Source organism: Gammaproteobacteria bacterium (assembly GCA_016716465.1).
GTDB lineage: Bacteria > Pseudomonadota > Gammaproteobacteria > SZUA-140 > SZUA-140 > JADJWH01.
Genome location: JADJWH010000001.1, coordinates 921,585 through 943,710, shown reverse-complemented (window position 1 = coordinate 943,710; position 22,126 = coordinate 921,585). Strand labels below are relative to the sequence as shown.

Sequence of the window (22,126 nt, the reverse complement as noted above, 5' to 3'; positions counted from 1 at the left end):
TCACAACAGAGGGGATGAGTCATGAAAGGTGGTCTGGGAAACCTGATGAAGCAGGCGCAGAAGATGCAGGAGGATCTGCAGAAGGCGCAGGAGGAGATCGCCGCCATGGAGGTCACCGGCCAGGCCGGTGGCGGCATGGTCAGCGTGGTCATGACCGGCCGCCACGACGTCAAGCGCGTCAGCATCGACGAGAGCCTGCTGAAGGACGACAAGGAGATGCTGGAGGACCTGATCGCCGCCGCCGTCAACGACGCGGTGCGCCGGATCGAGAGCGAGTCCAAGGAAAAGATGGCGAGCATGACGCGCGGCATGCCACTGCCGCCCGGAATGAAGCTGCCGTTCTGACGGATCGCCGGTGTCCGACAGCCCGCTTATCGACCGCCTGATCGAGGCGCTGCGCTGCCTGCCGGGCGTTGGCCCGAAGTCCTCGCAGCGCATCGCCTACCATCTGCTCGAGCGTAATCGCGAGGGCGCACGCAGGCTGGCCGTCGCGCTGCAGGAGGCCGCCGACAAGGTCGGCCGCTGCGGCGCGTGCCGCACCCTGAGCGAGACCGCGCTGTGCCGCCTGTGCGCGAATGAAAAGCGCAACCCGGCGCAGCTGTGCGTGGTGGAGAACCCGGTGGACGTTCAGGCCATTGAGCAGACCACGTCCTACCAGGGGCGTTATTTTGTCCTGATGGGCCATCTTTCGCCGCTCGACGGCATCGGCCCGGAGGACATCGGCCTCGATCAGCTGGAGCAACGCTTCCGGGAAGGCGCGGTGCAGGAAGTGATCCTTGCCACCAACCCCACGGTGGAAGGCGAGGCCACCGCCCATTACATTGCCGACATGGCGCGCGAGCATGGCGTCCGCGCCAGCCGCATCGCATACGGTGTGCCGTTCGGCGGGGAGCTGGAATATGTCGATGCTGGGACGCTGTCGCATGCGATCGCCGGGCGGCGCGATATCTGACACCCGCCCCATGCGGTGGCGCGCCGGCGGCGCGTTCCTGTTGCTGTGCTGGCTGTGCGCCGCGCCCGCCGCTGCTTCGGAGGCGTGCGAGGAACCGGTCGGCGCGGAAATTCCTTCCATCACGCTGCAGAAGTGGCTCGATGGCTTCGAGCAGCCTGTGCATCTCGCGCACGCGGGGGATGACAGCGGCCGGCTCTACGTGGTCGAACAGGCCGGGCGCATCCGCGTCATCGAGGACGGACGGCTCCGGCCCGATCCGCTGCTCGACATCCGCGGGCGGGTGACCAGCGGCGGCGAGAAGGGCCTGCTGAGCGTCGCGTTCCACCCGCGCCATGCCGACAACGGCTATCTTTACGTCGATTACACCGCGCGCGAGGGCGGTCTGCATACCGTCATCGCGCGCTTCACGCGCGGCGCCGATGGACGCGCCGACCCCGCCAGCGAGCAGGTGCTGCTCCGGATTGCCCAGCCCTACGGCAATCACAACGGGGGGCAGTTGGCCTTCGGTCCGGACGGCTACCTATATATAGGCATGGGCGACGGCGGCAGCGCCAACGACCCGCACGGACATGGCCAGAATCTCTCGACCCTGCTCGGCGCGCTGCTGCGCATCGATGTCGATCGGGCGGCGGAGGGCAGGCCATATGCCATTCCGAAGGACAACCCTTTCCTGGCCGTGCCGGGCGCACGGCCGGAGATCTGGGCCTACGGGTTGCGCAATCCCTGGCGCTTTTCCTTCGATACGCGGGACGGGCGCGCTCTATCTGGCGGATGTCGGCCAGGACCGCGTCGAGGAGATCGATATCGTCACGGCGGGGGCGAACCTCGGTTGGTCCATCATGGAAGGCGACCGCTGCAACGCGAGGTCCGCCGAGCTCTGCGCGCACGACGACCTGAGCGCGCCGATCGCCAGCTACGGCCATGACGAGGGAGTCGCGGTCACCGGGGGGCATGTCTACCGCGGCCGCCGGATTCCGGGCCTGTGCGGGGTGTACCTCTATGCCGATTACGGGTCCGGACGGCTCTGGGGCCTGCGTTATCGTGACGGCCGCGTGCGGGCCGCGCGGCATCTGCTCGATACCGGTTTGAACATCAGCTCGTTCGGGCAGGACGGAAAGGGCGAGATGTATGTGATCGATCTGAATGGCCGGATCCTGCGTGTCGCGGATGCGGACGGATCGCGTGAGTGACCGGCCCCAGGCCGGAAGGAGGATGCCCCGATGATTCCAGGGACCGTGCTGTTCGCCTCGGTGACGTTTGCGCTCATGCTGGCGGCGTTCTTTCTCGCCCGGATGCGCCGCGTGCATATCCCGATCATGGTTTCCATCATGGTCGCCGATCTGTTCTTCCCGATCTATCTGTACCTGACGCGTGACTGGCACAAGAAGCTGATCGAACACGGAGAGATTCTCTCTTTCCTCATGTGGATGCATTTCCTCCTCGTCATCACGCTGTACGTGCTCTACGTCGTGCAGATCCAGACCGCGCGCCGCCTGCTGGGCGGCGATGATTCAGTGCGAAAGGATCATCGTAGCCAGGGCATCGGGATCCTGATTACGCGCGGGCTGGTGATCTTCACCGGCGCGTTGCTGGCCGAGCCGGTGGCCACTCCAATTTTCTGACCGCCGCGAATTCCGGCGCCGCAATGGCAGCGCCGTTTCATTCGGCAATCGCCGCCGCACAGGGCGCCCTCTGCGCGAATCCTGAATTTGGCAGACCAGGTCAGAGTCTTCACCGCTGTCGTTTCCCGCTTGCCGGTAAGGCCGTCGGCGATGCGGTCAGTCACGCGCTAATACCTGAGCGATAAGGTCAGGATATATCAGGAAAATATGTCTTGACACAGCGATGCAATCGGTTTAAACATGCATCCTAAATACACATTATAAATCCGCACCACCGGGATGGAGCGTAACAGGCGAGAAGGAGAAAAAAATCAGGCTCAACGCGGATTCGTGTGAATGATTATCGCATGATTTGGGAGCGCGGGTAAGAAATGAGTGATGATTTTCATGGCTAGGTATTCCTCGTCGCGAAAGCCGTACGCCTTGCGTTGGATGACACGGATGGCGTTATTCAATCCCTCGACGCAGCCAAGCGAGACTTTGTTCTCGGGTTTGCAATAAGAGACGATGCCATCCCAATGACGTTCGATCATGGCCGCGAATTTCTCGAAGGGCTCCAGCCGCTGCCAGCGCAGGCTGCTCTTCCAGTTCTCGAAGAAGCGTCGTGCCCAGCCTTCGCGTTCGTAGTCCCAGAGCTGGCCGAAGGACTCCTTGAGCAGGTAGGCGGTGTTGAGCCGCTTGTTGGCCGCGAGCAGTGTCTTGAGCGCTCTGCGACCTTCCAGCGACAGGTTGTCTCGATGCGACAGCAAGGTATAGCGGTTGCCCTTGATGAAGCGGCGCTGGTCACCCTGCACCCGTGCATATTCGCTGCGGCGCACCGCATCCAGGGCATCGTTCAGATGGCGCAGGATGTGGAACTTGTCAAACACGATCTCGGCGTGCGGCGCATACGTGTGCGTCGCTTCACGAAACGGTTTCCACATGTCCATCACCGCCACCCGAATCCCCTTGCAGCGCCGTTCTCCGTAGGCCGCGAAAAACTGCTCAAGGTCCACCTGTTTGCGACCTGTACCCCCGAACCAGATCGGCCGCTGGCCAACGAGGTCGCTGACCACCACTCGGTACTCGTGCCCCTTGCGGATCGCGATTTCATCCACACCGATCGCCGTGGTGGCCGGCATCGGATGCCGGCGCAGTTGTTCGGCCATGTACAGCTTGTCCAGGTCTTTGACCGTGGCGTGATGCAGTCGCTCGGACTGAGCCACATCCTTGACGGTCATCTTGCGACACAATGCCCCCACCTGCAGCGCATAGCGGGCCGTGTAACGCGGATTACGGGCCAGCCAGTCCAGGTACTCCATGCGCACCCCGCAGTCCGGACAGCTTACGCGGACCCGCTCGAACTCCAGCACGATGCGAAAGCCGCCAGCCGAAAGATCCCGCGTCCGCGACAGGCGCCGGTCATAGACCGGACAGCGCTGCCGATTACAGCACGAACAGGTACCGGTCTTTTTTACGCCGCAATCGCACCACGCGCACATCCGGATCGCCGAAGACACCCTTGAGTTGCGCCGCTGCCCTGAACCCGGGAAACGAATACAACTCACAAAACGTCCGTGCACGCTTCATCGGCGTTCCCATTCAGCAAGGAGTATAGATACATGAAAAACGCTATCCTACAGCTACGAACCTGGACAATACTACGTAAAATCGTTCACACGAATCCGCGTTGACCCAAAAATCATGGCGCTGACTTCCAAACGACACCCACTGCTGTCCCCCTCCGGATTCATATTCACAGCCATGCTCGTGGTATCCGCGTTTCAGGTGAACGCGGAGAACCGGGAGTTCGATTTCACCATCGAAGAAAGGAAGATCCAGGTGGCGCCGGACCTGGAGTATCAGGTGTTCGCGTTCAACGGTCAGGTTCCGGGGCCGCTGATCCACGTGAAGGAGGGCGACGACGTCACCGTGCACGTCGCCAACAACACCACCCTCCCACATACCATCCACTGGCATGGCCAGTATCAACGCCACAACCTCACCGATTCCGGCGACAGCAGCAACTGGAAGATGGATGGGGTGCCCGGCGTGACGCAGAAGGCGATCGAGCCGGGTGAAACATTCACTTACAGATTCAAGGCGGAGAAGACCGGAAGTACCTGGTATCACTGCCATGTCAACGTGAGCGAGCACGTCGGTATCCGCGGCATGTGGGGTCCGCTTATCGTCGATCCGATCAAGCCCACCAAGCTGGAGAAGAAGGTCACCAAGGACGTGATCATGATGCTGAGTTCGTGGGATTCCGACTATGCGGAGAAGCTCGGCTCGGGCGGCGGCCCGCGTGACCACGCCAATTACTTTTCCATCAACGGTCGCTCCTTTCCGCTGACGCAGCCCATTAATGTCAGGAAAGGCGACGTGGTGCGGCTACGCATGTTCGGCGCCGGCGCGGAGCTCCATGCCATCCACACCCATGGTCACGACATGCTCATCACCCACAAGGATGGCCTGCCGCTACCGGCGCCGTATCACGTCGACACCATTCTGATCGGTCCGGGCGAGCGCTACGACGCCATCATCGAGATGAACAATCCCGGTATCTGGATGGTGCACGACCATATCGACCCGCACGTCACCAACAACGGCAAGCACGGCGGCGGTCCCATGACGGTCATCGCCTATGAAGGCCTGTCGCCGGTCGTTGCGGATGATCCGCACAGCCAGCTGCCCAATGACGATCCCGATTTCTACTACAGCGAGTCGATGAAAAAGCCGTATGGCATGCACAACAACGAGCATTTTGCCGGGGTTGAGCTGCAGACAGAAGGCCGGCGCGAACGGAGGAGGGAGCAGCATGGTACGCATTAAATATTTGGCTGCCGCCATCATGCTGGCGGGCGCGAATATCGCCGGCGCCGAGGACGGCGCGGCCATCCTGAACGGACAGTGCGCCTCCTGTCACAACCTGGCGGGGCCGGCACCCGGCACACTGCAGGAGCTGTGGAATCGCAAGGGCCCGGATCTGTTCTACGCCGGCCTGAAGTACAAGGCGGCCTGGATGGAGGCATGGCTGCAGAACCCGACACGCATCCGCCCCGCCGGCATGTTCTATGCCGACCATGTGAAATCCGGCGCCGAAGGCGGCGATGAGATCGACGACTCCACTCTCGTCGCGCATCCCGTCCTGCCCGCGTCCGAGGCCAAGGCCGTCACCGCGGCCCTGATGGAGCGTAAGGGAAATACGGAGCTGGTCACGACCGGAGCCTATACGCCCGGCACCATCTCGCGCAGCTCCGGCGAAATGCTGTTCGACAAGTTCAAGGGGTGTCTGGCCTGTCACGAGATCGAGCCGGGTTACGGCGGACTCTCCGGCCCCGAGGTCTATACCGCCGGGCAGCGCCTGCAGGAGGACTGGCTGGCAAGCTACCTGCGCGACCCGCACGCGTGGGATCCCAAGGTATTCATGCCTGACAAGCATATCAATGACACCGATGCGCGAAAATTCATCGATTACTTCCGCCTGCTGAGCGAGGAGGGCGTGCAATGAAGATCGTGAAGGTGATCGTGGCCGAGCTCTGCGTGGCGGGCCTGTTGCTGGCCTGGTCGATAGCGGTGCCCGCGGCGGAGAAGGCCGCGGACAATTACCGTACCTACTGTACGCAATGCCATGGCGTGCATGGCAACGGCAAGGGCATCAACGTGCGGGACATGTCCGTGCAACCGCGCGACCACACCGATGCGAAGGAGATGTCCGCCCGTTCGGATGATGACATCTACAAGGTGATCCGCGACGGCGGCGTCGCCATTAACAAGTCCGTATTGATGCCGCCGTGGGGGGATGTCTTCAGCGACGAGGAGATTCATGACCTTGTGGCCTATCTGCGGGAGCTATGCCGGTGCAGTTATGGAAAATAGTGGATGTGCCGGATTTTGCAACAAGTGGCAGTGGGGATGACAACTTAAGACAACGGAGGAGAGTGACGTGAACTATAAAAAGACAGTATTGGCGTTATCTATTGGCTGCGCATTCGGTGCCTGCGTCCAGATCGCCAGCGCCGAGACCGTGAAGGTAAAGATGCATGCCAAGGAAGTCATGCTGGACATCGATAACAAGGGCACCAAATACCCGGCCTGGACCTTCGAGGGGAGGATTCCGGGGCCGGTCGTGCGCGTGAAGGAGGGCGACACCGTCGAGTTCGAGCTCGTCAACGAGAATACCAACAAGAACAGCCATTCGATGGACTTCCATGCGGCGCAGGTGGATGTGCTCAATGAGTTCGCGCCGATCAAGCCGGGCGAGACCAAGAAATTCACCTTCGACGCGAAATATCCGGGCGTATGGATGTATCACTGTGGCGCGGATCCGATGCACCAGCATATCGCCCGCGGCATGTACGGGATCATCATCGTCGATCCGAAGGAAGGCTACAGCGATAAATTCCCCAAGCCGGACCGTGAATATGTGCTGGTGCAGGGACAGTATTTCGCCGACGCTGAAAATCACCATGCCATCATGGAGGATCAGGGCTACACCGGCTCGCTGATCAACGGCAAGATGTTCCACTATGACCCCGTGCACGATCAGAATGCCAGTCAGGTGCTGGAGGCAAAACCGGGTGAGCGGGTGCGTATCTATTACGTCAACGCCAACATCAACCGGCCCGCCGCCATCCACCCGATTGCGGGGATCTGGGACCGGGTGTATCTGAACGGGAATCCCAGGAACGTGATTTATGGCATGGCGACATACAATCTGGGCGTGTCTGAGGCGGTAACGCTGGACATCGTATCGCCCAAGGACCGGCCGACGAACAATGCCATCGTGGATCATTCCATGAAGGCGGCGATGAGCGGCGCCATCACGGTCCTGATGAACAAGCCCGACGCCGACCCTGCGGCTGGCAAGGGCGACAATATCCTCATTCGCTGATACGGCGGGCCTGGTTTCTTCCACGCTTACCCCCGGCTTTCGCCGGGGGACTTTTTTTGATATCACCAGGAGTTGCAGGCACTGGCGGGTTCGAGGTAACGTGCCGGTATGCAGCTCACGATGTACACCGATTATTCCCTTCGCGTCCTCATCTATCTGGGGCTTCAGCGCGACCGTCTGTCGACCGTCTCCGAAATCGCGGAAAGTTACGGGATCTCGCGCAATCACCTGGTCAAGGTGGTGCATAACCTGTCCAGCCTCGGTTTCGTACATTCGATTCGCGGCAAGGGTGGCGGCCTGAGCCTCGCGCGCCCGCCCGGATTGATCAACATCGGTGATGTGGTGCGGAATACCGAGGCGAATTTCGATATCGTCGAGTGCTTCGACGGCAAGCAGCGCAATTGTCCGATCACGACGGTTTGCCGGCTGAAAGGCGTTCTGAGCGATGCCGCCAATGCCTTTCTGGGCGTGCTGGACGGCTATACCCTGGCGGACGTATTGAAGAACGAGCAAAAGCTGTCCGCCGTGTTGCGGGTGGTCAAACGCTGACTGCGGGTCGGTTCCCTCGTCGTGGTGCTCAGCCGAGCAGTCTGGACTCCGCCTGCCGGAGGTCCTCCGGACTGCCGAACAGCACGATGGCATCGTCTGATTCCAGCCGGGTGTCGCCGGGTGGGGACAGGTGCCGCTCGCCGCGCCTGACCAGTGCCGTGATCACTACACCTTGGAGCCCGAGTTCGGACAGCGTGCGACCGATCGCCGGGCTGTCCGCCGGGAGCAGCACGGGCCGCAGGCGGTCCGCGTCCGGGTTCTCCGTATCCCCGGCGAGACTCCCGTCACCCCGGTACAGTTCGCGTAGCAGGCGGTAACGGGTCGCGCGTTGCTGCTGCATGCGGCGTACCACGCGCGTGAGCGGTATGTTGAGTAGCAGCAGGGCATGCGAGGCGATCATCAGGCCGGCCTCCAGGGTTTCCGGCACGACTTCCGAGGCGCCGGCCTGTTTCAACTCCTCGACGTGGGTTTCATCGCGCGTGCGCACCATCACCGGCAGGTCCGGCCGCAGCTCGCGGATGTGGTGCAGCACTTTGTGCGCCGCTGCGGTGTCGGCGTGGCTGACGACCACCAGCCGCGCCCGGTCGATGCCCAGCGCGTCGAGGATGTCGCGTTCGGCGGCATCGCCATAATAGACGTGTTCGCCCGCGAGGTGAGCCTCCTTCACCCGCGCGGGATCAAGGTCCAGCGCCACATGGGGGATCTTTTCCTCCTCCAGGAAATGAGCCACGCTCTGGCCAACCCGTCCGTAACCGCAGATGATCACATGGTCGCGCAGTTGCGCGACCATCTCGATATCGATCCGCGGCGCCTCGTTGTCCGGCCCCGCCGGGCGGCGCAGCAGGCGGGCCGCCAGCGCATGGTTGTAGCGAATCAGGAAGGGCGCCGCGATCATGGAGAACAGCACGGACGTCAGCGCGATCTGTCCGGCATTCTCCGCGATCACGCCGGCATCCAGTGCGATGGCGAGCAGGGCGAAGCCGAATTCCCCGCCCACCGCGAGCAGCAGGCCGGTGCGCCAGGCAGTGAAGCTGTCGATGCCAGCGCGGCGCACGATCCAGGCCACCAGCACGATCTTGACCAGCAGCAGGGTCGCCGCGCCCGCCAGCGCCCAGTACCAGATGTGTAGGACCGCGCGGGGATCGAACAGCATGCCGATGCCGACGAAGAACAGCCCGAGCAGCATGTCGCGGAAGGGTCGGACGGTGGATTCCACCTGATGGCGGAATTCGGTTTCGCCAAGGATCATGCCGGCGAGAAAGGCGCCGAACGCCATCGACAGGCCGAGGCGATGGGTGGTCCAGGCCGCCGCGAGCGAGACGAACAGCACGGTGAGTGTGAACAGTTCGGCCGAGCGCCGCGCCGCGACGGCGTGGAACAGCGGTCGCAGGAAACGCCGCCCGATCACGAACACCAGCGCGAAGGCCAGTACCGCCTTGGCGAGCGCCCAGCCGAGGGCGCCGCCCAGAGCCGTGGCGCCGCCCGCCACGCCGAGCACGGGGATGACGACCACGAAAGGGACGGCGGTGACATCCTGGAATACCGACATGGCCGTGCTCAGTCGCCCGTGCCGGCTGTGCTCCTCGCCCTGTTCGGCGAGCTGTTTGCTGATGATGGTGGTGGAGGACTGCGCGAAGACGGCGCCGACCACGAAGGCCGCCGCCGGTGGCAGTCCGGCGAGCCAGCCGGCGACGCTGACCACCAGCGTGGTCAGCAGCACCTGACTGGTACCCAGGCCCAGTACGAGATGGCGCAGGGCATGGATCTGCGGCAGCGAAAAGTTGAGACCGATGGTGAACAGCAGGAAGACGACGCCGAATTCGGCCAGCACCCGGATCTGCCCGCTCTCGATGACCGGGCCGGCGGTATACGGACCGAGCAGGAGTCCGACCAGAAGATAGCCAAGACTGGACGGGATCCGCAATCGCTGGAAGGCGATCACGACGACGACCGCGGTTCCGAGCAGCAGCAGCACCTGGGTGAACGGAATATCGGTCATGGGCGTGTGGCGGCGCGCAGGGGTGAATCGGTGCGGGCGGTCGCATGACCTTTGAGCAATCCCTTCGAAGCCATGGCGTCCATTCCGGTTCGTGACAGCAGGCGGCGCCGCGGCCCATGGTAGAGTCCCGGGGGAGGATGCGCGGTGCTTCCCCTCACGGCAGACCCATAGGCCTTGTCTTGCGGTGCCGATGAAAATGCTTAAGAATTCTATCGATTACCCGGTTCGGGTGTCTAGCCGGGATCCCGCGCGATGCGCGGCGGAACCTTTGACATGGGGATTATGCGATGACGCGCATCAAACGTATACTGGCCGCCACCGATCTGTCGGCGCCCGCGCGCCATGCGGCGGAACGGGCGGCGCTGCTTGCTGGTACCGCGCAGGGAATGCTCGACCTCATGCATGTCATTCCCGCGGCTCCCCTGGACAAGCTGCGCCGGCTCGTGCGCGAGATTCCTGCGGAGGCCGGACAACGCCTGTTCGACGCCGCGCGGGAAGACCTGCGGCACTTGGCGGAAGGCCTGCTGAACAAATATGGAGTGGCCGCGGGTACCCACGTCATGCCGGGGGCGATCCTGCGCTGTCTGAACGAAGAGGCGGATGCCCTGGGGGCGGATCTGATCGTGCTGGGTGCCCGCGGGGCGAGTTTCGTCCAGCGCCTGCTGCTCGGTTCGACTGCGGAAAAGATGGTGAGCCGCGCCGCGCGTCCGCTACTGGTGGTTAAACAGCCACCGCGCGAGATTTATCGCAGGCTGCTGGTACCGGTGGATTTCTCGCCCGCGTCCCTGCCCGCGCTCAGGCTGGCGCGTGCCCTGGCCCCGGAGGCGGAGCTGATCCTGCTGCATGCCTTTGACGTTCCCTTCGAGGGAAAATTGCGCCTGGCCGGTGTGACGGAAGACACTGTCGAGGTTTACCGCGTCGCCGCACGGGAAGAGGCCTTGCAGAAAATGGGCGAGCTGCTCGCCGGCGCGGGCATGGATCCGCACGCGGCGCGCCGGCTCGTGCTGCATGGCGATCCCTGGCGGCATATCGTCGAACAGGAACAGGAGCAGGACTGCGACCTGATCGTGATGGGGCGGCGCGGCGAAGGCCTGCTGGAGGAGTTTCTCCTGGGCAGCGTGACCAAGCGCGTGCTGATGGATTGCCAGGGGGATGTGCTGATATCAATATGAACCCCGCGGCGCGATGGTCGCGGCAGGTGACTCGTCGGTTCGATAATCGTGTGAGAGGGGGAGTATGGGCGGGAAAGAGGAAAAACTGGCAAAGATAGGCGCGTACTTCGTGGATGGATTCCACTATCTCGCGCTGTTCGCCATCGGCGCCACGGTGGTGTGGTCGGCGGTGCATGAATACATCGACATCGCCGCCAAGGGCTATGCCGACCTGAAGGACATCCTGCTGCTGTTCATCTATCTGGAATTCGGCGCGATGATCGGCTGCTATTTCAAGAGTAACAAGCTCCCCGTGCAGTTCCTGATCTTCATCGCCATCACTGCGCTGGCCCGGCACCTGGTGATCGACGTGCACAAGGAGCTGACGGAGTTCGGGCTCTACCTCTATCTGGCGGTCACCGGCGCGATCCTGCTGCTGAGCGCGGCGCTGTTCATCATTGCCTATGCGGAAAAGAAATACGGCAGCCCGGAGGATGGCGTTGAGCGCAGACCGAGGCTACCCGGGAGATCCGCCGCGACTGATTGAGTTGCAGGCCGGGGACAGATTTGAAAATCTGTCCCCGGGTCGCTCTAGTCATATTTTTCCGCCGGAAGCCCGTGCAGGATGGCGCGATAACTCTCCAGGCGCTGGCGGCTGATCTTTCCCTGTTCGCAGGCGTGATTCACCGCGCAGTCCGGTTCTCCATCGTGGACACAGTCGCGAAACCGGCAGTCATCGAGAAACGACCTGAATTCACGGAAGCCCTGCGCCAGTTCCGCGGCGCGGATGTTCCAGAGGCGGAATTCGCGTACGCCGGGAGAATCTATGATGTCGCCGCCGTGCGGGAGATGGAACAGCAGGGTGCTGGTCGTGGTGTGACGACCCTTGCCGCTGGCCTCGGAGAGGGCGCCGACACGGATCTCGTGGTCGGGCAGCAGGGCCTGCAGCAGCGAGGATTTTCCGACCCCGGATTCGCCGACGAACACGCTGGTCCTGTCTTTCAGCAACGCGTCGAGTTCAGGCAGGCCGCGTTGCGTTCTCGCGCTGACCAGGCGAAGTTCGTAGCCCATGGCGCGATAGCCGGCCATCTCGTCCCTCAGCTTCATTGTCCGCGTCTCATCGGCGAGGTCCATCTTGTTCACGACGAGCACCATGCCGAGACCGAGCAGTTCGGCCGTCACCAGGTAGTGATCGATGAGGGAGTGATTGATGACGGGGGAGGTGACCATAATCAACTGGTCGATGTTGGCGCACAGCGGCCGGGATTTCCCGCGCGCGTCGGTGCGCGCCAATAGCGAATGGCGGGTTTCAATGGCGATCACGGCGCCATGCGCACCGCCGCGTCCCGCCTGCCACAGCACGCGGTCGCCGCAGACCGCCTGACCGATGGATTTCCGCGCCACGCAGGGCCGGCTGGTGCCATCGCCGGCCTCGACCAGCAGGGTCTGGCCGAAGTTCGCGATGACCAGGCCCGACTGCGCCGTCATGCGGGTTTGTCGTCCGCGAGCGCGGCGAGCCGGGCGATGCGCGCGTTTGCCGGGGGATGACTGTAATGAAAGGCGGAGTAACAGGCGTCCGGTGTGAGTGTCGCGGCATTGTCCTCGTAAAGCTTGACCAGCGCGCTGATCAGATCGGCCGCGTTCGTCTCGTGCGCCGCGAATACATCGGCCTCGTACTCGTGGCGGCGCGAGAGCATGGCCGTCAGCGGGCCGAGAAAAGTCCCGAATACCGGCGCGACGAACAGGAACAGCAGCAGGGCGCCGTGATTCGAGGCCTGATCCAGCCCAAGGCCGGCGTAGAAGCCCGGCTGGCGCAGCAGCCAGTCGAGGATCAGGACGGCGGCCAGTCCACCGAGCGCCGCCACGGCGACGCGCCTGGCGATGTGGCGGCGCTTGAAGTGCCCGAGTTCGTGCGCCAGCACCGCCTCGATCTCTTCCGGCCGGAGCAGTTCCATCAGGGTATCGAAGAATACGATGCGCTTGCCGCGGCCGAAACCCGTGAAATAGGCGTTGCCGTGCGCTGAGCGGCGTGAGCCGTCCATCACGAAGACGCCGCGACTGGTGAATCCGGTGCGCTCCAGCAGTGCGCTGATGCGTCGTTCGAGGTCGGCGTTCGGCAGCGGGGTGAATCGATTGAACAGCGGGGCGATCACCAGCGGGTAGAGCCAGCTCATCAGCAGCGTGAAGGCGAGCCAGCCGGCCCAGACGTAGAGCCACCAGAGCGGGTCGGTCCGGTCGCCCGGGGTCGTGGGCGCCATCAGCCACAGCGCGGCGCAGATCAGCGGGACGCCGATGCTCGCGGCGAGCAGAAGTCCCTTCATCAGATCGGCCGCGAACAACGCGGGAGTCATGCGATTGAAGCTGAAGCGTTGTTCGATGGCGAAAGTATGGTAGATTGCGAAGGGCAACTGGAGCAGCGCGTTGATCAGCAGCGCACTCGCGATGACGCCGACCCCGGCCGCCAGCGGCGGGATGGCCGGTCCGCGCCAGGCGAGATCGATGAACGTCAGTCCGCCACCCAGGGTCCAGCCCAGGAGCAGGAGGGTGTTGTATACCAGCGCGACGCGGTTCGCGTCGATCCGGGCGGCGGTATAGTCCGCCGCCTTCCGGTGGTTCGCCAGACTGATCCGTGCCGCGAAGGGATCGGGCACGCGATCGCGATGGGCGCGCACGCTGCGCAGCTGGCGGCCGTCGAGCCACCACTCCACGGCGACGGCGAGCGCGAGGGCGATGAGAAAGGCGATGGTGTAGCCGTTCATCGGCGGGCGGTGTGGCACGGGATCCCGGCCGTTAGACCAGGCGCATCAGGCGAACATAACGCGATACGGGAAGCACAGCCATGACACAGGATGCAAATCATCTGATCTGGATCGACCTCGAAATGACGGGTTTGAACCCCGCCAGCGATTATATCATCGAGATCGCCACCATCGTGACGGACAGCGCGCTGAATATCCTGGCCGAAGGCCCGGTGATCGCGATCCATCAGCCGGATTCGGTGCTGGACGGTATGGACGACTGGAACACGCGCCATCACGGACAGTCCGGCCTGATCGGCCGCGTCCGCAGCAGCACGATCGGGGAGCGCGAGGCGGAACGGCTTACCGTGGAGTTTCTGCGCCAGTATGTCCCGGCCGGCAGGTCGCCGATGTGCGGCAACAGCATCTGCCAGGACCGCCGCTTCCTGGCGCGCGGCATGCCCGAGCTCGAACGCTATTTCCATTACCGCAATCTCGATGTCAGCACGCTGAAGGAGCTGGCGCGCCGCTGGTCCCCCGAGGTCTACAACGGTTTCACCAAGGACAGCACCCATCAGGCCCTGGACGACGTGCGCGACTCGATCAATGAGCTGCGTTATTACCGGGAACACTTTATAAAGACAGGCCTGAGGACTTAGGGCTCAGGGCTGGGTGATACATGTAGCCCGGATGGAGCGCAGCGCAATCCGGGAAAGTCTACATTCCCGGATTCCGGCGCTCGGCGCCTTCATCGGGGCTACGATGCAATTCGTCCACCCAACGAGGGCATAACGCCCCGCCCGTGTTTTCACTTAGTCCTGAGTCCTGTCCTTTCAGAATTCACCACCACTTCCCCACCGACCCGTGCGGCACGCTGTGGCAGCGTTCGCAGGTCCAGAGCGAGAATGAGACCTTGTCGTGGCAGCGGCCGCAGTACTGGCCGTTGAGGATCTTGGTCATGGTGATCGGGTTGGCGTCCTTTTGCGGGATGAAGATCTCCGTATGGCAGTTGCTGCAGGCGAGCCACTCGGTGTGCTGGCGGTGGGGGAACAGCACGTACGGCATGTCGGCGGTGGCGGTCATCAGGATGTTCATGTCCATGGGCTGCATCAGGGCGTTTTCCCAGGGATCGTCGGTGCGGCTCTTGCGCGGATTGATGATGCCCTGATCCAGCGCCTTGACCCAATTGACCTCGCCACGCTTGTCCTTGGGGAAGTCCTTCATCGACTGAGCCGGGTCCTGCAGGATGTTGATGGCCTCACCGGTCGGGTCGTGGATGCCGTCCTCGGCGAGGGGCGAGAGCGGCGGCGCCTTCAGGTCGAGCGCGAAGGCCTCGGACCAGGGCGCCGTGTGCGACGCCAACGCGATCGTGGCGCAGATCGCCAGGAGGGCGAAACTACGAATCCATCCCGCGGACCGTTGCCGCGGTTTGCCGTGTCTCATGTTCGATCTCCCTCCCGGTTGCCGGCTAGGCCGGCACGGCCTGCTGCTCCAGCGCCCAGCGGACGTGTTCCCGCACGAGTTGCGAGGGATCATCGCCGCGCGCTGACAGGCTTTCTATTATGGCTGTTTTGTCCGGTTCCTTCGCGGTGCGCAACGCATTGCCCAGCGCAACCGCGATATTGCGTCGCCAGCCGTCGTAGCCGACGCGCCGGATGGCGGAGCCTGTGGTGTATTGTATGAACTCCGCCTCGTTCCATGCAAACAGGCTGCACAGGCCGGTGGAGTCGAGGCCGTGGCGCGGCCTGAAGTCCGCCTCGCTGGTCGGAACGGCGAAGCGATTCCATGGACACACCAGCTGGCAGTCGTCGCAGCCGAAGACGCGGTTGCCGATCAGAGGGCGCAGTTCGACCGGGATCGGGCCGCGCAGTTCGATGGTGAGATAGGAGATACAGCGGCGCGCGTCGAGTTCGTAGGGCGCGATGATGGCCTGCGTCGGGCAGACGTCGATGCAGGCGCGGCAGCTGCCGCAGTGGTTCGCACCCGGCGCGTCGGGCGGCAGCGGCAGGTCGGTATAGAGTTCGCCGAGAAAGAACCAGGATCCGCTGCGGGCGTTGATCAGATTGGTGTGCTTGCCGATCCAGCCCAGCCCGGCGCGCTCCGCCAGCGCCTTCTCCAGCACCGGCGCGCTGTCGACGAAGGCGCGATACCCGAACGGACCGCTGACGGCGGCGATGCGCTCCGCCAGCGCCTGTAGCCGGGCGCGCAGTACCTTATGGTAGTCGCGCCCGAGGGCGTAACGCGAGACATAGCCGAGCCGGGGATCCTCCAGCACGGTCCAGGGATCGGCGCCGCCCGGCGGCAGATAATCCATGCGCACGGAGATCACGCGCAGCGTGCCGGGCATCAGGTCGGATGGGCGGCTGCGACGGGTGCCATGGCGCGCCATATAGTCCATTTCGCCATGGCGGCCCTGGTCGAGCCAGTTGAGCAGATGGGCTTCATGCTCATCCAGCACGGTGTCGGTGATGCCGGCCTCAGCGAAGCCGAACTCGCGTGCCCAGGTCTTGATGCGCTGGGCGAGATCGGCGAAGAAGGCCGCGCCGGATTCGGGGTCTCGGTTCTGTGCGCTGCCGGGCATAACCGCTATCATAGCGCGTATGCAAGAACGATTGCCCCTGCAGCTCTACCGCGCCGCCCAGGTGCGGGAACTCGACCGCCTTGCGATCGAGCAGCATGGCATCCCGTCACAGACGCTGATGGAACGCGCCGGCGCGGCGGCGTTCCGCCTGCTGCGTGCGCAATGGCCACAGGCGCAGCGCATCGGCGTGGTCTGCGGGCCGGGCAACAACGGTGGTGACGGCTATGTGCTCGCGCGTCTCGCCCATCAGGCCGGACTGGGCGTGGCCGTCTATGCGGTGGGTGATGCGAACCGGCTGCGCGGTGCGGCGCGTGAGGCCGCGGATGGCCTGCGCGCGGCCGGCATCGAGGCGGTGGCCTATGCCGGTGGCGCCGTGTCGGGTCACGAGGTCGTCGTGGATGCGCTGCTCGGCACCGGGCTCGACCGCGCGCTTGAGGGTCTGCCGCGCGCTGCGATCGAGGCGATGAACGCGTGCGGCGCGCCGGTGCTCGCGCTCGACATCCCCTCCGGCCTGGACGCGGATACCGGCCGCATGCGCGGCGTGGCGGTGCGCGCGGATCTCACCGTCAGCTTCATCGGACTCAAGCAGGGTCTGTTCACCGCGGACGGTCCCGACTGCTGTGGACGCGTCCATTACAGCAGTCTCGGGGTGCCGACCCAGGTGTTCGCGCGAGTCGAGGCGGCTTCCAGCCGCTTTTCCTACCAGACCCTGGCCCATCGCCTGAAGCCGCGCGGGCGCGGCGCACACAAGGGGCAGCATGGCCATGTCCTGATCATCGGCGGCGATCACGGCATGAACGGCGCGGCGCTGCTGGCCGGCAAGGCCGCCCTGCGCACCGGCGCCGGTCTGGTGAGCATCGCAACCCGCTCCGTCCACGCGGCGCTGCTGAGCTTGGCGCAGCCGGAGTTGATGTGTCACGGCGTGGAGGACGCCGCCGCGCTGCAGCCGTTGATCGAACGCGCCACGGTGATCGCCGTCGGGCCGGGCATGGGCCGTTCGCCCTGGGCGCGGGGACTGCTCGGCCGGGTGCTGGAGCAGTCCAGGCCGCTGGTGGTCGACGCCGATGCGCTGAATCTGCTGGCCCAGGATCCGGTGCGGCGCGACGACTGGGTCCTGACGCCTCACCCCGGCGAGGCCGCGCGTCTGCTCGGGGGCACAGCGACCCAGGTGCAGGACGATCGCTTCCATGCAGTCGCGCGCCTGCAGGCGCGTTACGGCGGCGCCGTGATCCTGAAGGGCGCCGGCACCCTGGTGTGCGGGCCGGACGGCGCGATCGGGCTGTGCCACGGTGGCAATCCCGGCATGGCCGGCGGCGGCATGGGCGATCTGCTGACCGGTGTCGTCGCAGGCCTGATCGCCCAGGGCATGGGCAGCGCCGAGGCGGCGCGTTTCGCGACGGCGGTGCACGCCGCGGCGGGCGATCTGGCCGCCGGGGAAGAGGGCGGCGAACGCGGGTTGCTCGCCAGCGATCTGCTGGGCCCGATCCACCGGCTGATGAACCCGCGCCCGGGCGCCTGATGGAGTTCCAGGCCGCCTCCGAGCAGGAGATGGAGGCCTTCGGCGCCCGGCTGGCGCGCGGCCTCACGCCCGGTCTGGTCATTCATCTGAGCGGGCCGCTCGGGGCGGGCAAGACCACGCTGGTGCGCGGTCTGTTGCGCTCGCTGGGCTGGGCCGGCGCGGTCAAGAGCCCGACCTACACCCTCGTCGAGAGCTATACCTTCGGCGAACAGGTCATTCATCATTTTGATCTGTATCGGCTTTTAGATCCGGAGGAGCTGGAATTCATCGGCCTGCGCGACTTCCTCGACGGGCACGCGGTTTGCTTGATCGAATGGGCGGAGCGCGGGGCGGGGCTGCTGCCCGCGCCTGACCTCGGTGTGGAGATCGTGTTCCGGGACGGCGGCCGGGACATACGTTGTGAGTCCGTTACCGAGGCGGGGCGCCGTCTGTTGAACCGGCTGGGGCAGTAAGCGCGTGCAATCCAGGGGGCTGGCCTCCGTCGTCTTAAGGGGATGACGTAATTCCGCCGCTAAGATTGCTGAGGTTTCCGGGAAAGTGACAGCGATCTTCAAGCGCTTACCCGGCGGTCATCATGGCATCTGCAAGCATGTGCGGATATCCCTTTAAAATGCTTGCAATTGATGATGCTTTGTATAAACATTGCCCCTACTTCAAGAGAGGGTGGTAACAGGCGTTCGATGAAGAGGTTGCTCGCCAGTCTGGTCATGGTCTGCGCCCCTGCGGTTGTGTGGGCGGGACAGGTCGCGATCGAGGCGGTGCGCGTATGGCCCGCGCCCGACAACACCCGCGTCGTCTTCGACGTGAGCGCGCCGGTGGACTACAAGGTCGAGCGGCTGTTCAACCCGGACCGGCTGGTGGTCGATTTCTCGAACGCATCGATCGCCAAGGCGATCGAGCAGCCCGTCGCGACCGACGCCATCATGAAGTCGATCCGGCATGCGCGCCGCAACGGCAGCGATCTGCGCATCGTGCTCGATCTCAAGCAGAAGTCCGAATACAAGGCCTTCCTGCTCAAACCCAACGAAGAATACGGACACCGCCTGGTGTTCGATCTGTTCGGCCCGGAGCAGCAGGCCCAGCAGGCGCAGCTCGATCATCTGGTGCAGCAGGCGCAGTCCGGGCAGGTGGCGCCGACGCCGTCGAAGACCGCAGCCGCCCCGGCCGCTGAACGTCCCGCGGTCAAGACGGTTGCCCCGGAGGCGAAGCCGCGCGATATCGTGATCGCCATCGATGCCGGTCACGGCGGCGAGGATCCGGGGGCGCGGGGCTATTCCGGCGTCTATGAAAAGGACATCGTGCTCGCGATCGCGCGCCGCCTGAAGACGATGGTGGAACGCGAGCCCGGCATGAAGCCGGTGATGACGCGCGACGGTGATTACTACCTCAGCCTGCGCAAACGCACGGTGAAGGCGCGTGACAGCCGCGCCGACCTGTTCGTCTCGATCCACGCCGATGCCTTCCGCGACCGTAATGTGCGCGGCTCCTCGCTCTACGTGTTGTCCCAGAACGGCGCCACCAACGAGGCGGCGCGCTGGCTGGCGGAGAAGGAGAACGCCTCCGACCTGATCGGCGGCGTCAGCCTGGACGACAAGGACAACCTGCTCGCTTCCGTGCTGCTCGATCTTTCGCAGACCGCGACCCTGCAGGCCAGTTTCGAGGCCGGCGACGCGGTCCTGCGCAACATGCAGCCCGTAACCCCCCTGCACAAGCGCCAGGTCCAGCAGGCAGGCTTCGTCGTGCTGAAGTCGCCCGACATCCCGTCGATCCTGGTGGAGACCGCGTTCATCTCCAATCCGCAGGACGAGAAACGGCTGCGCAGCGGGGACTACCAGGAACAGATGGCGAGCGCGATCTTCAGCGGGATCAAGGATTATTTCGCCAAGCATCCGCCCGCCGGCACGCAGATCGCCGCGGTCAGCCGCCACCACACCATCTCACCGGGGGATACCCTCTCCCAGCTGGCCGCGCAATACCGTGTCAGCGTCGAGCGCCTGCGCGCCGCCAACCGCCTGAAGAACGACCGCATCCGCGTCGGTCAGGTGCTGACCATCCCGGGCGACAGCGAAGGCTGATTCTCGACCCTCGATTTCCCACGTTTCCCGCTATTTGAACCCTGAGGCAGGCTGGGTACAGACGACCTGTCCCCGGATCGGGGCGCATGATCTCCCCCCGGGCTGTGTTTTGTCCGGCGGGGCGGGTCATCGCGGGACATTCTCTTTCCTATATAATCCCGACTGACCCAAGCAACCGGCCTGTCCCGTGACTCCATGAGAATTCATCGACTTTCAACCCAGCTCGCCAACCAGATCGCCGCGGGCGAGGTGGTGGAACGGCCGGCCTCGGTGGTGAAGGAGCTGCTGGAGAACAGCCTCGACGCCGGCGCCCGCGAGGTCACGATCGATATCGAGCAGGGCGGGCTGCGCCTGATCCGCGTCGTGGACGACGGGGGCGGTATCCACCGGGACGACCTCCAGCTTGCGCTGAGCCGGCACGCCACCAGCAAACTGTCCGAACTCGACGGCTTGAGCCACATCGCGACGCTCGGCTTCCGCGGCGAGGCGCTGCCGAGCATCGTCTCGGTCGCGCGGCTCAGCCTGTGCTCGCGCGAGACCGGGGCGGAGACCGCCTGGCGCGTCGACAACGACAGCCAGGGGAATCTCGCCGCGCCCGCCCCGGCCGCGCATCCGCCGGGCACCACGCTCGAGGTGCGCGACCTGTTCTTCAACGTCCCCGCGCGCCGCAAGTTTCTGCGCAGCGAGCGCACCGAATTCGGCCATATCGAGGAGGTCTTCCGCCGCATCGCGATGAGCCGCTTCGACGTCGCCTTCCGCCTCACCCACAACAAGCGCACGGTCTACACGCTGCGGCCCGATGCCGGCGACGGCGCGGCGCGCGTCGCGGAGCTGTGCGGGGGCGAATTCATCGAGCACAGCCTCGCAATCGCGGGCGAGGCGGGCAGATTGCGCCTGCGCGGCTGGATCGGCCTGCCCACGCATTCGCGCGGCCAGGCGGACCTGCAGTACTTCTATGTCAACGGCCGCGTCATCCGCGACCGCCTGGTGAGTCACGCGGTGCGCCAGGCCTATCGCGACGTGCTCTACCAGGGCCGTCATCCGACCTATGTGCTGTTTCTGGACATGCCGCCGGAAGAGGTCGACGTCAACGTGCATCCGACCAAGCACGAGGTGCGCTTCCGCGAGAGCCGCCTGATCTACGATTTTCTGTTTCACACGCTGCACCGGGCGCTGGCGCAGGACCGGCCGGGGGCACGGGAAGAAGAACTTGCGTCCGGACCGGAGTCCGGCGGCGCCGCACGTCCGCCGTCCGCGGTATCGGCCTATCCGTTCACGTCGCGCGATCGTCAGCCCGCGTTTCCGTTCCGGGCGGCCGAGTCCATGCCGCAGAACTTTTATGCCGTCCTCGACGCCGCCGTGGCGGAGGCCGTGGCTGCGCCGGTCGCCAACGCCGAGGCGGCCGGCGTGCCGTCGGCCGGGTTTCTCGGCCGCGCCCTCGCGCAGATCCACGGGGTCTATATCCTGGCCGAGAATGCCGACGGCCTGGTGCTGGTCGACATGCACGCGGCGCACGAACGCATCGTCTACGAGCGCATGAAGGCGACCCATCATCAGGGCGGCGTGCGCACGCAGCCGCTGCTGGTGCCGCTGACGATCCGTCTCGCGGCGCGCGAGGCCGCGCTGGTGGGGGATCATCAGGAATTGTTCGCGGAGCTCGGCCTCGAGGTGCGGCGCATCGCGCCCGAGGCAGTGGTGGTGCGCGCGATCCCGAGCCTGCTGTGCGAGGCCGATGTGGAGAAGCTGGTGCGCGACATCATCGCCGACATCAATGTCCACGGCGACAGCACGCGCGTGCGCGAGCATCTGGACGATATGTTCGCCACCATGGCCTGTCACGGCGCGGTGCGCGCGAACCGCCGCCTCTCGCTGCCCGAGATGGAGGCCCTGCTGCGCGACATGGAGCGCACCGAGCGCAGCGGCCAGTGCAACCACGGCCGCCCGACCTGGATCCAGCTCGATATGAAGGCGCTGGACAAGCTGTTCCTGCGCGGGAGATGAAAATCAGGATTCAGGAGCGGGGAGCGCGTGAAATTGTATAACATGTAGCCCGGATGAAGCGCAGCG

Annotated in this window: 22 protein-coding genes; 16 read left to right on the top strand and 6 right to left on the bottom strand. The window is 64.6% G+C overall.

Going from position 1 to position 22,126, the window contains the following annotated elements:
* Positions 1 to 21: 21 nt before the first annotated feature.
* The 4 genes from IPM20_04470 to IPM20_04455 all read left to right on the top strand — a co-directional run bounded on the left by IPM20_04470 (position 22) and on the right by IPM20_04455 (position 2,574).
* A complete protein-coding gene (locus IPM20_04470) occupies positions 22 to 345 on the top strand; it encodes a YbaB/EbfC family nucleoid-associated protein (GenBank protein MBK9130886.1) in 324 nt (107 codons plus the stop codon).
* A gap of 10 nt (positions 346 to 355) precedes the next feature.
* The gene (gene recR / locus IPM20_04465) at positions 356 to 952 is read left to right on the top strand and encodes a recombination protein RecR (GenBank protein MBK9130885.1); all 597 of its coding nucleotides are present in this window, start codon (positions 356 to 358) and stop codon (positions 950 to 952) included.
* 644 nt (positions 953 to 1,596) lie between these two features.
* Positions 1,597 to 2,142 (top strand): PQQ-dependent sugar dehydrogenase, encoded by a 546-nt coding sequence (locus tag IPM20_04460; protein MBK9130884.1) that lies wholly within the window; start codon positions 1,597 to 1,599, stop codon positions 2,140 to 2,142.
* Positions 2,143 to 2,175: 33 nt separating this feature from the next.
* Positions 2,176 to 2,574 carry a hypothetical protein gene (locus IPM20_04455; GenBank protein ID MBK9130883.1) on the top strand — a complete coding sequence of 133 codons (399 nt, stop codon included), beginning with the start codon at positions 2,176 to 2,178 and terminating at the stop codon, positions 2,572 to 2,574.
* 317 nt (positions 2,575 to 2,891) lie between these two features.
* Here the strand turns inward: IPM20_04455 and IPM20_04450 are convergent, their stop codons facing one another.
* Positions 2,892 to 4,055 carry an ISL3 family transposase gene (locus IPM20_04450; protein MBK9130882.1) on the bottom strand — a complete coding sequence of 388 codons (1,164 nt, stop codon included), beginning with the start codon at positions 4,053 to 4,055 and terminating at the stop codon, positions 2,892 to 2,894.
* 202 nt (positions 4,056 to 4,257) lie between these two features.
* Between IPM20_04450 and IPM20_04445 the strand changes: the two genes are divergently transcribed.
* The 5 genes from IPM20_04445 (at position 4,258) to IPM20_04425 (ending at position 7,996) form a co-directional block, all read left to right on the top strand.
* Entirely contained in the window at positions 4,258 to 5,385 is a 1,128-nt protein-coding gene (locus IPM20_04445; protein MBK9130881.1) for a multicopper oxidase domain-containing protein, read from the top strand.
* A gap of 19 nt (positions 5,386 to 5,404) precedes the next feature.
* Positions 5,405 to 6,064, top strand: coding sequence for a c-type cytochrome (locus IPM20_04440; protein ID MBK9130880.1), 660 nt, complete (start codon positions 5,405 to 5,407; stop codon positions 6,062 to 6,064).
* Positions 6,061 to 6,432: a cytochrome c gene (locus IPM20_04435; GenBank protein ID MBK9130879.1), complete on the top strand. Its 372-nt coding sequence runs from the start codon at positions 6,061 to 6,063 to the stop codon at positions 6,430 to 6,432. The genes IPM20_04440 and IPM20_04435 overlap by 4 nt, the downstream gene beginning before the upstream one ends.
* A gap of 160 nt (positions 6,433 to 6,592) precedes the next feature.
* Entirely contained in the window at positions 6,593 to 7,447 is an 855-nt protein-coding gene (locus IPM20_04430; protein ID MBK9130878.1) for a multicopper oxidase domain-containing protein, read from the top strand.
* Positions 7,448 to 7,555: 108 nt separating this feature from the next.
* Positions 7,556 to 7,996 (top strand): Rrf2 family transcriptional regulator, encoded by a 441-nt coding sequence (locus IPM20_04425; GenBank protein MBK9130877.1) that lies wholly within the window; start codon positions 7,556 to 7,558, stop codon positions 7,994 to 7,996.
* A 28-nt stretch (positions 7,997 to 8,024) separates the two neighbouring features.
* On the opposite strand, the gene IPM20_04420 is transcribed toward IPM20_04425, so the two are convergent.
* A complete protein-coding gene (locus tag IPM20_04420; GenBank protein ID MBK9130876.1) occupies positions 8,025 to 9,995 on the bottom strand; it encodes a cation:proton antiporter in 1,971 nt (656 codons plus the stop codon).
* Between the two features lie 287 nt (positions 9,996 to 10,282).
* On the opposite strand from IPM20_04420, the gene IPM20_04415 reads away from it, so the two are divergent.
* Together IPM20_04415 and IPM20_04410 are read left to right on the top strand one after the other, a co-directional pair.
* A complete protein-coding gene (locus IPM20_04415) occupies positions 10,283 to 11,167 on the top strand; it encodes a universal stress protein (protein ID MBK9130875.1) in 885 nt (294 codons plus the stop codon).
* A gap of 64 nt (positions 11,168 to 11,231) precedes the next feature.
* Entirely contained in the window at positions 11,232 to 11,693 is a 462-nt protein-coding gene (locus tag IPM20_04410) for a phosphate-starvation-inducible PsiE family protein (GenBank protein MBK9130874.1), read from the top strand.
* A 44-nt stretch (positions 11,694 to 11,737) separates the two neighbouring features.
* Here the strand turns inward: IPM20_04410 and rsgA are convergent, their stop codons facing one another.
* Together rsgA and IPM20_04400 are read right to left on the bottom strand one after the other, a co-directional pair.
* Positions 11,738 to 12,634 (bottom strand): ribosome small subunit-dependent GTPase A, encoded by an 897-nt coding sequence (rsgA, locus tag IPM20_04405; GenBank protein MBK9130873.1) that lies wholly within the window; start codon positions 12,632 to 12,634, stop codon positions 11,738 to 11,740.
* On the bottom strand, positions 12,631 to 13,905 hold the full coding sequence (locus tag IPM20_04400) for a M48 family metallopeptidase (protein ID MBK9130872.1): 1,275 nt from the start codon (positions 13,903 to 13,905) through the stop codon (positions 12,631 to 12,633). The genes rsgA and IPM20_04400 overlap by 4 nt, the downstream gene beginning before the upstream one ends.
* Positions 13,906 to 13,985: 80 nt before the next feature.
* Between IPM20_04400 and orn the strand changes: the two genes are divergently transcribed.
* Positions 13,986 to 14,543, top strand: a complete 558-nt coding sequence (orn, locus tag IPM20_04395) for an oligoribonuclease (GenBank protein MBK9130871.1) — start codon at positions 13,986 to 13,988, stop codon at positions 14,541 to 14,543.
* Between the two features lie 181 nt (positions 14,544 to 14,724).
* Here orn and IPM20_04390 read toward each other — a convergent pair whose 3' ends face one another.
* On the bottom strand, positions 14,725 to 15,327 hold the full coding sequence (locus IPM20_04390; GenBank protein MBK9130870.1) for a hypothetical protein: 603 nt from the start codon (positions 15,325 to 15,327) through the stop codon (positions 14,725 to 14,727).
* 25 nt (positions 15,328 to 15,352) lie between these two features.
* Positions 15,353 to 16,465: a tRNA epoxyqueuosine(34) reductase QueG gene (queG, locus tag IPM20_04385; GenBank protein MBK9130869.1), complete on the bottom strand. Its 1,113-nt coding sequence runs from the start codon at positions 16,463 to 16,465 to the stop codon at positions 15,353 to 15,355.
* Positions 16,466 to 16,484: 19 nt separating this feature from the next.
* Here queG and IPM20_04380 point away from each other — a divergent pair, with 19 nt between their 5' ends.
* The 4 genes from IPM20_04380 (at position 16,485) to mutL (ending at position 22,060) form a co-directional block, all read left to right on the top strand.
* Positions 16,485 to 17,984: an NAD(P)H-hydrate dehydratase gene (locus IPM20_04380; protein MBK9130868.1), complete on the top strand. Its 1,500-nt coding sequence runs from the start codon at positions 16,485 to 16,487 to the stop codon at positions 17,982 to 17,984.
* Entirely contained in the window at positions 17,984 to 18,436 is a 453-nt protein-coding gene (gene tsaE / locus IPM20_04375) for a tRNA (adenosine(37)-N6)-threonylcarbamoyltransferase complex ATPase subunit type 1 TsaE (protein MBK9130867.1), read from the top strand. The genes IPM20_04380 and tsaE overlap by 1 nt, the downstream gene beginning before the upstream one ends.
* 174 nt (positions 18,437 to 18,610) lie before the next feature.
* Positions 18,611 to 20,059 (top strand): N-acetylmuramoyl-L-alanine amidase, encoded by a 1,449-nt coding sequence (locus IPM20_04370; GenBank protein ID MBK9130866.1) that lies wholly within the window; start codon positions 18,611 to 18,613, stop codon positions 20,057 to 20,059.
* A 195-nt stretch (positions 20,060 to 20,254) separates the two neighbouring features.
* Positions 20,255 to 22,060 (top strand): DNA mismatch repair endonuclease MutL, encoded by a 1,806-nt coding sequence (gene mutL, locus IPM20_04365; GenBank protein MBK9130865.1) that lies wholly within the window; start codon positions 20,255 to 20,257, stop codon positions 22,058 to 22,060.
* Positions 22,061 to 22,126: the final 66 nt, after the last annotated feature.

Coding starts and splice junctions, on each gene's coding strand:
- rsgA (MBK9130873.1), bottom strand. CDS start 12,634: ATGACGGCGCAGTCGGGCCTGGTCATCGCGAACTTCGGCCAGACCCTG.
- IPM20_04380 (MBK9130868.1), top strand. CDS start 16,485: ATGCAAGAACGATTGCCCCTGCAGCTCTACCGCGCCGCCCAGGTGCGG.
- queG (MBK9130869.1), bottom strand. CDS start 16,465: ATGCCCGGCAGCGCACAGAACCGAGACCCCGAATCCGGCGCGGCCTTC.
- IPM20_04430 (MBK9130878.1), top strand. CDS start 6,593: ATGCATGCCAAGGAAGTCATGCTGGACATCGATAACAAGGGCACCAAA.
- IPM20_04435 (MBK9130879.1), top strand. CDS start 6,061: ATGAAGATCGTGAAGGTGATCGTGGCCGAGCTCTGCGTGGCGGGCCTG.
- IPM20_04440 (MBK9130880.1), top strand. CDS start 5,405: ATGCTGGCGGGCGCGAATATCGCCGGCGCCGAGGACGGCGCGGCCATC.
- IPM20_04420 (MBK9130876.1), bottom strand. CDS start 9,995: ATGACCGATATTCCGTTCACCCAGGTGCTGCTGCTGCTCGGAACCGCG.
- tsaE (MBK9130867.1), top strand. CDS start 17,984: ATGGAGTTCCAGGCCGCCTCCGAGCAGGAGATGGAGGCCTTCGGCGCC.
- IPM20_04400 (MBK9130872.1), bottom strand. CDS start 13,905: ATGAACGGCTACACCATCGCCTTTCTCATCGCCCTCGCGCTCGCCGTC.
- IPM20_04445 (MBK9130881.1), top strand. CDS start 4,258: ATGGCGCTGACTTCCAAACGACACCCACTGCTGTCCCCCTCCGGATTC.
- IPM20_04370 (MBK9130866.1), top strand. CDS start 18,611: ATGCTTTGTATAAACATTGCCCCTACTTCAAGAGAGGGTGGTAACAGG.
- IPM20_04460 (MBK9130884.1), top strand. CDS start 1,597: ATGCCATTCCGAAGGACAACCCTTTCCTGGCCGTGCCGGGCGCACGGC.
- IPM20_04450 (MBK9130882.1), bottom strand. CDS start 4,055: ATGTGCGCGTGGTGCGATTGCGGCGTAAAAAAGACCGGTACCTGTTCG.
- IPM20_04470 (MBK9130886.1), top strand. CDS start 22: ATGAAAGGTGGTCTGGGAAACCTGATGAAGCAGGCGCAGAAGATGCAG.
- mutL (MBK9130865.1), top strand. CDS start 20,255: ATGAGAATTCATCGACTTTCAACCCAGCTCGCCAACCAGATCGCCGCG.
- IPM20_04410 (MBK9130874.1), top strand. CDS start 11,232: ATGGGCGGGAAAGAGGAAAAACTGGCAAAGATAGGCGCGTACTTCGTG.
- IPM20_04425 (MBK9130877.1), top strand. CDS start 7,556: ATGCAGCTCACGATGTACACCGATTATTCCCTTCGCGTCCTCATCTAT.
- IPM20_04390 (MBK9130870.1), bottom strand. CDS start 15,327: ATGAGACACGGCAAACCGCGGCAACGGTCCGCGGGATGGATTCGTAGT.
- IPM20_04415 (MBK9130875.1), top strand. CDS start 10,283: ATGACGCGCATCAAACGTATACTGGCCGCCACCGATCTGTCGGCGCCC.
- orn (MBK9130871.1), top strand. CDS start 13,986: ATGACACAGGATGCAAATCATCTGATCTGGATCGACCTCGAAATGACG.